Annotated in this window: 11 protein-coding genes; 1 reads left to right on the top strand and 10 read right to left on the bottom strand. The window is 74.5% G+C overall.

What is annotated here, in order from left to right; genetic code table 11:
• Positions 1 to 79: 79 nt before the first annotated feature.
• The 9 genes from AB0C02_RS28880 to AB0C02_RS28920 all read right to left on the bottom strand — a co-directional run bounded on the left by AB0C02_RS28880 (position 80) and on the right by AB0C02_RS28920 (position 8,134).
• The gene (locus tag AB0C02_RS28880; RefSeq protein ID WP_357552244.1) at positions 80 to 1,114 is read right to left on the bottom strand and encodes a glycosyltransferase family 4 protein; all 1,035 of its coding nucleotides are present in this window, start codon (positions 1,112 to 1,114) and stop codon (positions 80 to 82) included.
• A gap of 4 nt (positions 1,115 to 1,118) precedes the next feature.
• Positions 1,119 to 1,517, bottom strand: coding sequence for a 6-carboxytetrahydropterin synthase (locus AB0C02_RS28885; RefSeq protein ID WP_357552247.1), 399 nt, complete (start codon positions 1,515 to 1,517; stop codon positions 1,119 to 1,121).
• Between the two features lie 3 nt (positions 1,518 to 1,520).
• Positions 1,521 to 2,498: a zinc-binding alcohol dehydrogenase gene (locus AB0C02_RS28890; RefSeq protein ID WP_357552248.1), complete on the bottom strand. Its 978-nt coding sequence runs from the start codon at positions 2,496 to 2,498 to the stop codon at positions 1,521 to 1,523.
• A gap of 128 nt (positions 2,499 to 2,626) precedes the next feature.
• The gene (locus AB0C02_RS28895) at positions 2,627 to 2,896 is read right to left on the bottom strand and encodes a hypothetical protein (protein WP_357552250.1); all 270 of its coding nucleotides are present in this window, start codon (positions 2,894 to 2,896) and stop codon (positions 2,627 to 2,629) included.
• Positions 2,897 to 3,033: 137 nt separating this feature from the next.
• On the bottom strand, positions 3,034 to 4,098 hold the full coding sequence (locus tag AB0C02_RS28900; RefSeq protein ID WP_357552252.1) for an ABC transporter ATP-binding protein: 1,065 nt from the start codon (positions 4,096 to 4,098) through the stop codon (positions 3,034 to 3,036).
• Entirely contained in the window at positions 4,095 to 4,889 is a 795-nt protein-coding gene (locus tag AB0C02_RS28905) for an ABC transporter permease (protein WP_357552253.1), read from the bottom strand. The genes AB0C02_RS28900 and AB0C02_RS28905 overlap by 4 nt, the downstream gene beginning before the upstream one ends.
• Complete coding sequence (modA, locus tag AB0C02_RS28910) at positions 4,886 to 5,674, bottom strand: molybdate ABC transporter substrate-binding protein (protein WP_357552255.1); 789 nt, start codon at positions 5,672 to 5,674, stop codon at positions 4,886 to 4,888. The genes AB0C02_RS28905 and modA overlap by 4 nt, the downstream gene beginning before the upstream one ends.
• Positions 5,671 to 6,072, bottom strand: coding sequence for a TOBE domain-containing protein (locus AB0C02_RS28915; RefSeq protein ID WP_357552257.1), 402 nt, complete (start codon positions 6,070 to 6,072; stop codon positions 5,671 to 5,673). The genes modA and AB0C02_RS28915 overlap by 4 nt, the downstream gene beginning before the upstream one ends.
• A gap of 85 nt (positions 6,073 to 6,157) precedes the next feature.
• Complete coding sequence (locus AB0C02_RS28920) at positions 6,158 to 8,134, bottom strand: heavy metal translocating P-type ATPase (RefSeq protein ID WP_357552263.1); 1,977 nt, start codon at positions 8,132 to 8,134, stop codon at positions 6,158 to 6,160.
• Positions 8,135 to 8,373: 239 nt separating this feature from the next.
• On the opposite strand from AB0C02_RS28920, the gene ygiD reads away from it, so the two are divergent.
• A complete protein-coding gene (gene ygiD / locus AB0C02_RS28925; protein WP_357552259.1) occupies positions 8,374 to 9,234 on the top strand; it encodes a 4,5-DOPA dioxygenase extradiol in 861 nt (286 codons plus the stop codon).
• 25 nt (positions 9,235 to 9,259) lie between these two features.
• Here ygiD and AB0C02_RS28930 read toward each other — a convergent pair whose 3' ends face one another.
• A complete protein-coding gene (locus AB0C02_RS28930; protein ID WP_357552261.1) occupies positions 9,260 to 9,622 on the bottom strand; it encodes a DUF1622 domain-containing protein in 363 nt (120 codons plus the stop codon).
• Positions 9,623 to 9,756 lie beyond the last annotated feature (134 nt).

Here is a 9,756-nt window from a genome sequence, read left to right on the forward strand (position 1 = left end):
ACGCGCCGGCACGCACACCTCGCACCCTCACCGTAGGCGGAATCACCGACAGTTGCGGTGGTGATGCCCTCGGCGACGGTCAGGCTGCCGCCTCAGTCAGGGCCGCCGCGAGGCGGTCTGCGGTGACTGCCCAGCCGGTGAGGGCGTCCCGCCGCTGGCGGGCCGCGCGGCGCAGCCGGTCCCGCAGGTTCGGGTCGGTGAGCCAGCGGCGCAGCGCGCCGGCCAGCGCCGCCGGATCATCGGGGGGCACCAGCAGGCCGGGGCGATCGCCGTCCGGCGTGTGCCCGAGCGCCTCGGCCAGCCCGCCGGTGTCGCTGCCCAGCACCGGTACGCCCCGGGCGAGCGCCTCGGTGACCACCATTCCGTACGTCTCCCGCCGGGACGGCAGGACCAGCAGGTCGGCGGCGGCGTACGCGAGGTCCAGGGCGGCCCCGGTGCACGGGCCGGGCAGCCGGACCCGGTCGGTCAGGCCGGTGGCGGCGAACTGCCGGCGCAGCCGGTGGACGAAGCCCGGTTCCCGGGTGAGCGGGCCGACGCAGTCGCAGGCCCAGGCCAGGTCGGCGAGGGTGGCCAGCGCGGCGGCGAGCACGTCGTGCCCCTTCAGCGGGGTTACCGCCGCGAGGCAGAGCAGCCGGGCACCGTCCGGCGAGCCGGTGGCGAGCGGCGCGGGATCCACGCCCGGCGTGGCGACCCGTACCCGGTCGGCGGGGATCGGATAGCGGTCGAGCACCCGGCGGCGGGTCCACTCGCTGGTGGTGATCACGCCGGTCGCCGCGGCCAGGGACCGGGCCTCGGCCTCGTCCTCGAACGGCAGGTGGACGAGCACCACCAGGCGTAGCCGCCGGGCGTGCGGGGTCAGCACCTCCGGCACCGGCGCGGCGACCAGGCCGTCGAGCAGGACGAGCGCGCCGGCGGGCAGCGCGGCGAGCAGCCCGGCGAGGGCGGACCGCTCCCCCGCCCCGGGGTGCGGCCAGTCACCGGGCACGGGATGCTCCCGGACGGTCCAGCCGAGCGCGGCGAGCCCCAGGCAGACCCGCCGGTCGTAGGCGTTGCCGCCGCTGGGGGTGGCCGGGTCGTCGATGTCGCCGGGCAGCACCACGTGGACCGTGGCCATCGCCTCAGAGTGACCGCTCGTAACTGGCCCAGGCCACGTGCGACTCGTGCAGGGTGACGGTGATCCCGGCGAGGCCGTGGGCGCCCTCGCCGAGGCGTCCGGCGTGCACGGCCTCGGCGAGCCGGTCGGCGACCGTGCGGGCCAGCACCTCGGTGGTGGTGTTCACCCCGGCGAAGGCCGGCTCGTCGTCGAGGTTGCGGTAAGTGAGCGCGCCGAGCACGGCCTTGAGCTGCTCGGTGGCCAGGCCGATGTCGACCACGATCCCGTCGGCGTCCAGCTCCGGGCGGCGGAAGGTGGCGTCGACGACGAAGGTGGCGCCGTGCAGCCGCTGGGCGGGCCCGAACACCTCGCCGCGGAAGCTGTGGGCGATCATCATGTGGTCCCGGACGGTCACGCTGAACACGATTCACTCCTCAACGTAGGTGATGAGGTGGCAGAGGCCGGGCAGCCGGCCCGAGGCGAGCCGGTCGAGCACGTCGGGCAGGTCGGTGAAGCGGGACGGGCCGGTGAGCAGCGCGTCGAACACCGGGTCGGCGAGCAGTTCCAGGGCCAGCGCCAGCCGGTCGGCGTAGCCGCGGTCGGCCCGCCGGGGTGACACGGTGCCGACCTGGCTGCTGCGGATGCCGAGCCGTCGGGAATGAAAGGCGCCGCCCAGGGCAAGGGTGACCGGCCGGTCGCCGTACCAGCTCAGCTCCAGCACGGTCCGCTCGGGGCGGAGCAGGTCGAGGGCGCGTTGCAGGCCGTCGGCGGTGGCGCTGGCGTGCACCACCAGGTCCCGGTCACCAGACGCGTCGGCGGGCCGGGCGAAGTCGACCCCGAGCGCGGCGGCCACCTCGGCCCGCGCCGGGTCGACGTCGACGAGTTGGACGTGTACGCCGGGGAAGCGGGCGAGCAGGGCGGCGGCGCAGCAGCCGACCATGCCGCCGCCGACCACGGTCACCCGGTCACCGATCAACGGCCCGGCGTCCCAGAGCGCGTTCACCGCCGTCTCCACCGTGCCGGCCAGCACCGCCCGGGCGGCGGGCACCTGATCGGGTACGACCACCACGGCGTCGGCGGGCACCACGTACGCGGTCTGGTGCGGGTGCAGGCAGAACACGGTACGGCCGCGCAGTTCGTCGGGGCCCTCCTCGACGGTGCCGACGCTCAGGTAGCCGTACTTGACCGGGGCCGGGAAGTCGCCGTCCTGGAAGGGGGCGCGCATGGTGGCGTACTGGTCGGCGGGAACCCGGCCGGTGAAGACCAGGGTCTCGGTGCCCCGGCTGACGCCGGAGTAGCGGGTCCGGACCAGCACCTCGTCGGGGCCGGGCGCAGGCAGCGCGACCCGGCGGATCTCGCCCTCGCCGGGGGCGCGGAGCCAGAAGGCCTGAGCGTCGCCGGTCACCGGTCTGCCCCTTTACGCCGTGGACCGAACTGGACGGCAGGATATCCCGTGTTGGGCGACAGGGTCGTCGATCAGGACCACGGAGGTCGGGGCCCACGTTCGAGATGACCCGTTCGGGGTCGCGGCGGTCAGGCCGCCTCGCGCCGCCAGTGCCAGGTCGGCGGGCTCCACACCGGTTGCGGCGTCCCGCCTCGGGCCAGGTGCATCGCCCGCTCGGCGTTGACCAGCGGCTCGCAGGGCGCGCCCTGGTGGACGCAGAGCAGGCTGGGGCACCGGCCCGTCGCGTCGGGCTGGTGCGCCACGGCGACGTCGTACGCCAGCCGCCACAGCAGCGGGTCGGTCACGTCCTCCGGCAGGGCCACCTCATGGCTGGATCGATTGCGGGTCGTGTCGGGCACCCGGCACCCCTCTCGTCGTCACACCCTGACCAGGTCAAACCTGCCTCGTGGATCGTGGTCCGTCCACGAGGCGTGCGTCACCTTTCGGCCGGCGGGCCACGCGCCGTAGCGCTGCGGTCGGGACTGGTGACGGTCGGTCAGGCCGGGTATGCCCGGGTTTCCGCCGCCTTCACCGCCGCCCAGACCGTCTGCCCGGGGTGCAGCCGTAGCTGGGCGGCCGCTGCGGGCGTGACGTCGGCGGCGACGGCGAACGGCCCGGAGAGTTGGACGCGCAGGTTGTCGCCGTGCCGCTGCACCCCGGCCACGGTGGCCGGCCAGACGTTGCGCGGGCTGCCGTCGGGGCGGACCCGGTGCAGCGCCACGGCGGCGGGCGGGAAGGCGACGAAGGCGTCCCCGTGCACCCGGTCGGCTGCGGTGAGGGTGAGCTCGCCGACGGTGATCGTGTGCCCGTCGGCGCGGCCCCGGTGCAGGTTGAGCCCGACCAGCCGGGCCACGTAGTCGGTGCGGGGCCGGGCGGTGACGGTGGCCGCGTCGCCCTCCTGGACCAGGCGTCCGTGTTCGACGATGACCAGCCGGTCGGCGAGCACCAGGGCGTCGAGGGGGTCGTGGGTGACCAGCAGGGTGGCGCCGGGATGATCGCCGAGGTGCCGCTGAAGCTCGGCGCGGGTGTCCAGCCGGGTCCGCGCATCCAGCGCCGCGAGCGGCTCGTCGAGCAGCAGCAGGGTCGGCTCGACGGCGAGCGCCCGGGCCAGGGCGACCCGCTGGGCCTGCCCGCCGGAGAGCTGACGTGGCTTGTGCCGGGCCTGCCCGGCCAGGCCCACCCGGTCCAGCCAGGCCTGCGCGCGAGCCCGGGCGGTACGCCGGTCGGCGCCGCGCCGGCGCGGGCCGAACGCGACGTTGTCGAGCGCGGTCAGGTGGGGGAAGAGCAGGTAGTCCTGGAACACCACGCCCACCGGCCGCCGTTCCGGGGGGATCCACGTCCGCCGGTCGGGGCGGTCGAGGTCCACGCCGTCGAGGGTGAGGTGTCCGGCGCTGAGCGGATGCAGCCCGGCCAGGGCGCGCAGGGCGGTGGTCTTGCCGGCGCCGTTCGGGCCGAGCAGCGCGACCACCTCACCGGCGGCGATCCGCAGCCGGACGTCCAGGTGGAAGGCGCCCCGGTCGGCGACCAGGTGCGCGTCGAGCAGGGGCGGCGGCGCGGTCATGGGCCGGTCACCCAGCGGTCGCGCAGCCCGGCGAGGATGCCGACGGAGGCGATGAGCAGGATGAGGCTGAGTACGATCGCGGCCTGCAGGTCGGTCTCCAGGGCCAGATAGACGGCGAGCGGCATGGTCTGCGTCCGGCCGGGATAGTTGCCGGCGAAGGTGATGGTGGCGCCGAACTCGCCGAGCGCGCGGGCCCAGCAGAGCACTGCGCCGGCTGCCACGCCGGGGGCGACCAGCGGCAGGGTGACGTGGGTGAAGGTGGTCCAGCGCCCGGCGCCGAGGGTGGCCGCCGCCTCCTCGTACCGGGCGTCGGCGCCGCGCAGCGCGCCCTCGACGGCGATGACCAGGAACGGCATGGCGACGAACGCCTCGGCGAGCACCACTGCGGCGGTGGTGAACGGCAGGGTCACCCCGAAGGTGGCGTCCAGCCAGGCGCCGAGCAGGCCCCGCCGGCCGAAGACCAGCAGCAGCGCCACCCCGCCGACCACCGGGGGCAGCACCAGCGGCACGGTGACCAGGGCCCGCACCAGCCGGCGGCCGGGGAACTCGACCCGGGCGAGCAGCCAGGCCAGGGGTACGCCGAGGGCGACGCAGACCAGCGTGGCGAGGGTGGCGGTCTCCAGCGACAGCCGTAGCGCGGTGAGCACGCCCGGCTGGGCCAGCCGCCGGGGCAGGCTGCTCCACGGCGTCCGGGCCAGCAGCCCGAGCAGCGGTAGGACGAGGAAGAGCAGCCCGAGACCGGCGGGGATCAGCAGGGCGAGCGGCACCCGTTGCCGGGGCCGCACGGTCACTGGTGCTGCGGGGCCTGGAAACCGGCGGCGGTGAGCACGGCAAGGCCCGCGTCGGAACGGACGTACTCGACGAAGGCCCGCGCGCCGTCCGGGTTGCCGGCGTGCTTCAGCACGACGATCGGGTAGTCGTTGATGGCCTGCGCCGACTCGGGGAACTCGACGGCGTCCAGCTCACCGGCGGCCGCGCGGGCGTCGGTGCGATAGACCAGGGCGGCGTCGACCTCGCCGAGCTTCACCTTGGCCAGTGCGCCCTTGACGTCCTGCTCCAGGGTGGCCGGGGTGAGTTGCACGCCGGCCGCGCCGAGGGCCGTCTTCGCCGCCGCGCCGCAGGGCACCTGCTCGGCGCAGAGCGCCACCTTCACGCCGGGCCGGGCCAGGTCGGCCAGGCCCGCGATGCCGTGCGGGTTGCCCTTGGGCACGGCGATGACGAGCTGGTTGCGGACCAGGGTGACCGGGTCGCCGGCGGCGTCGCCCGCGTCGGTGACGGTCTTCATCGTCGCGGGCGAGGCGGCGGCGAACACGTCGGCCGGGGCGCCCTGGGTGATCTGCGTGGCGAGCGCGGAGCTGCCGGCGAAGCTGAAGGTGACGGTGGTGCCGGGGTGGGCGGACTCGAAGTCCTTGCCGAGTTTCGTGAAGGACTCGGTGAGCGAGGCGGCGGCGAAGACGGTCACCGGGCCGCCGCCCTTCTTGCCAGCCGGCGCGTCGTCGCTGCCACCGCAGCCGGTCAGGGCGAGGGTCAGCGCGGCCGCCCCGGCGAGGGCGGCACGGATCCACCGTACGGTCATGAGCTGGTTCTTCCCTTCGGCGCGGGGGCGCGTTCCACCACGACGGTGGTCGACTTGATCACGGCCACGGCCACCGAGCCGACCTGGAGGTCGAGGTCGTCGACGGCTTCGCGGCTCATCAGCGAGACGATCCGGAACGGCCCGGCCTGGATGTCGACCTGGGCCATCACGGTGTCCTTGACGACGGCGGTGACGATGCCGCGCAGCCGGTTACGGGCGGACGACAGCTCCGGGTGCCCCGGGGCGCGCACGAACGCGGCCAGGTCGACGCCGTCGACGACCCGGTGGTCGTGCTCGTCGCGGGTCGCCGGCAGCCGACCCGCGTCGATCCAGCGGCGGACCGTGTCCGCGCTGACCCCGAGCAGCTCGGCGGCCTCGCCGATCCGAAACACCGTCACGCGGCCACCCTAGTCGCTCGCATCTGCGGGAGGGAAGACGCTTACCGCGCTCGCAGATGCCAGGGCGCGGTAGAGTGCCCGGCGGTCATCGGGGTGGCGGGGCCGCAGCGGCCAGCCGCACCCGGCGCAGCGTCTGGGCGTTCAGAGCTACGACGATCGTCGATGCGGACATCAGCACGGCGGCGGCGGCCGGGCTGAGCGAGACACCGGCCCAGGCGAAGACCCCGGCGGCCACCGGGATCGCCACCACGTTGTAGCCGGCCGCCCAGACGAGGTTCTGCACCATCTTTCGGTAGGACGCCTTCGACAGTCGGACGGCGGCCGGCACACCCCGCGGGTCGGAGGAGGCGAGCACCACGCCGGCGGACTCGATGGCCACGTCCGTACCGGCGCCGATGGCCAGCCCGACGTCGGCGCGGGCGAGGGCGGGCGCGTCGTTGACGCCGTCCCCCACCATCGCCACCCGGTGGCCGCGCTCCCGCAGACGCGCGACGATCTCGTCCTTGTCGGCGGGCAGCACCTCGGCGAAGACCTCGTCCACATCGGGACGGAACCCGAGGTCGGCCGCGACCGCCTCGGCCACCGACCGCGCATCCCCGGTGATCATCGCGATCTTCCGGACCCCCAGGCGGCGCAGCTCGACGATGGCCTGGCGGGCCTCGGGGCGTACCTCGTCCTCCAGCGCCAGCGCGCCGACGGCCCGCGGCGGGTCGTCGAGGCGGACCAGATAGAGCACGGCGGCGCCCCGTGCCGCCCACTGCCCGTCGACGCGGCGCAGCCTCTCCGGGACCTCGGCGCGCAGCTCGCGCAGCAGGGCGGGCCCACCCACCGCGTACGCCGTGCCGGCCACGGTGGCCCGCACCCCGCGCCCCGGCAGGGAGCGGAAGTCGGCACCGGCGGCCGGGCCGACCCGCTGGGCCGCCGCGACGACGGCCCGGGCGAGCGGGTGCTCGCTGTCGGCCTCCACCCCGGCGGCCAGCCGCAGCACCTCGTCCTCGGCGACACCGTCAACGGCGGCCACCCCGGTCACGGTGTGCTGCCCCTTGGTGAGGGTGCCCGTCTTGTCGATCAGCACCACGTCCACGCTGCGCATCCGTTCCAGCGACAGACGGTCCTTCACCAGGATCCCGCCCCGGGCCGCCACGCTGGTGGACAGGGCGATGACCAGCGGTATGGCCAGACCCAGGGCGTGCGGGCAGGAGATCACCAGCACGGTGACGGTGCGGACCACGGCTTCGTCGACCCGCCCCAGCGCGGTCCAGACGACCAGACTGACTCCGGCGGCGGCGGTGGCGGCGTAGACCAGCCACGCCGCGAACCGGTCGGCGAGCGCCTGAGCCTGGCCGCCGGCCTCCTGCGCCTGAGCGACCAGCCGCTGGATACCGGCCAGCGCGGTGTCCTCCCCCACCGCATCGACCCGTACCCGCAGGGCCGAGTCGGTGGCCACCGTGCCCGCCACCACCCGGTCGCCCGTCGCGCGCGGCACCGGCCGCGCCTCCCCGGTGATCATCGACTCGTCCATCTCGGCGGCGCCCTCGACGACGTGCCCGTCGGCGGGCACCCGCCCGCCGGGGCGGACCAGCACCAGGTCACCCGGGCGCAGCTCGGCCACCGCCACCCGCCGCACGGCGCCGTCCGACCCGACGCGCTCAGCCTCGTCGGGCAGCAGGGCGGCCAACGCGGTCAGCGCGCCGCGCGCCTGGCCGATCGCCGTCATCTCCTGCCAGTGGCCGAGCAGCATGATCGTGACCAGGGCGGCGAGCTCCCACCAGAAGTCGAGGTGGAAGACGCCGATCGTGGTCGCCACCGAGGCGGCGTACGCCACGCTGATCGCCATCCCGATCAGCAGCATCATGCCGGGCGCCCGGTCGCGCAGCTCGCGCACGGCCCCGACCAGGAACGGCCACCCGCCGTAGCCGAACACCACCGACCCGAGCACCGGCCCGACCCACGACACGCCGGGAACGTCGAGCGAGTAGTGCAACGTGTTCATCACCAGGTGGCTGGTGAGCACGATGGGGACGGTCAGCGTCAGGCAGAGCCAGAACCGGCGGCGGAACATCGCCGGGTCGTGGCCGGCGTGCTTGTCGTGTTGGTGGTGCGCCCGACCGCCGTTCTGGTCCACCTCGCCTCCTGCGGATTGCCCTGCACGTTACGGCTTCCGCTTCCCGCCGTATCGGCAAACGGGCTACGCTCGGCACACGACGCCCCGGGGGTCCGCATGAGCGAGCGCCAGCGAGCGAATCGTCAGCACAGCGCCGTCGAGGCTCATGGCGGCGCCGAGCGAAGCGAGGCGGCGGCATGAGCAGCCAGACGGTGATGCCGGCGGCGTTCTTCGGGCACGGCAGCCCGATGAACGCCCTGGAGGTCAACCGCTACACGGCCGCCTGGCGGGAGTTCGGGCGCGCGGTGCCCCGGCCGCGGGCGATCCTGGTGGTCTCCGCGCACTGGTATATCGGCGCCACCGCCGTCACCGCGATGCCCCGGCCGCGCACCATCCACGATTTCTACGGCTTCCCGCAGGAGCTGTTCGACGTGCGCTATCCGGCGCCCGGGCTGCCCGAGCTGGCCGAGGAGATCAGCGACGCGGTGCATCCCACCTGGGTCGGCGTCGACCTCGACTCGTGGGGGATCGACCACGGCACCTGGTCGGTGCTGACGCACGCCTTCCCCGACGCGGACATCCCGGTGGTGCAGCTCAGCATCAACGCGTTCAAGCCGCTGGACTACCACCTCGACCTCGGCGCCCGGCTCGCGCCGCTGCGCGAGCGCGGCGTGCTCGTCGTGGCCAGCGGCAACGTGGTGCACAACCTGGGCGGGGTGAACCCTCGGCTGACCGACGAGGGCTTCGACTGGGCGCGGCGCTTCGACGACGCCGCCCGGGAGATCGTGCAGGACAGCCCGACCGAGGCGGCCCGGCTCGACGGGCACCGCGACTACGACCTCGCCGTACCGACCCCGGACCACTTCATCCCGCTGCTCTACCTGGCCGGGTTGGCCGGCGCCACCGGGGGCCGTCCGGACGTGCTGGTCGACGGGTACGCGTACGGGTCGCTGTCGATGACCGCGTACACCCTCGGGCTCACCTGCGGGCCGGAGCAGCCGTCCCCCGGCGCGCCCGCGCTGCCCAGCGACGTGCCCGCCGACTCGGCCAACATCTGAGCGGGGATCAGGTCGGCCGCCGTTGTCAGCTCGGGCCACTGACTGGTCCCTTGCCCCGCCAGGGCCACCGACCGTCGAGTTCCACCTCCAGCGAGAAGCTGAGGAAGGTCCGGACCAGCACGATCAGGGCCAGCACGCCGACGCTGATGAAGGTGGGTGAGACCGCCACACTACGGATGATGTCGCCGCCGACCAGGAACTCCAGGCCGAGCAGGATGGCCCGCCCGACACCCTGGCGGTACGACCGATAGACGTCAACAAGCTGCCGGGTCCGCCACCAGCCCAGTGCGAAAACGACGGTGGCCGTGATGACGCCCACCGCGATGACCAGCACGCCGGCGAGGTCCAGGAACGCGCCGATCTGCTGGATGATCTCCTTGGTCGGCACCGACACCCCCGTACCCGGCTTCCCGCGGAACCCACCATCCCGTTACCTCTCAGTGCGCTCTGGTGAGCGCACGGTCGGTAGTCCCGCCTGACGGTGGGACGGTCCCGGTCTTACCCACCTGGGTGGTGCCGGGT

It is taken from the genome of Micromonospora sp. NPDC048999, assembly GCF_040649295.1.
Lineage (GTDB): Bacteria > Actinomycetota > Actinomycetes > Mycobacteriales > Micromonosporaceae > Micromonospora.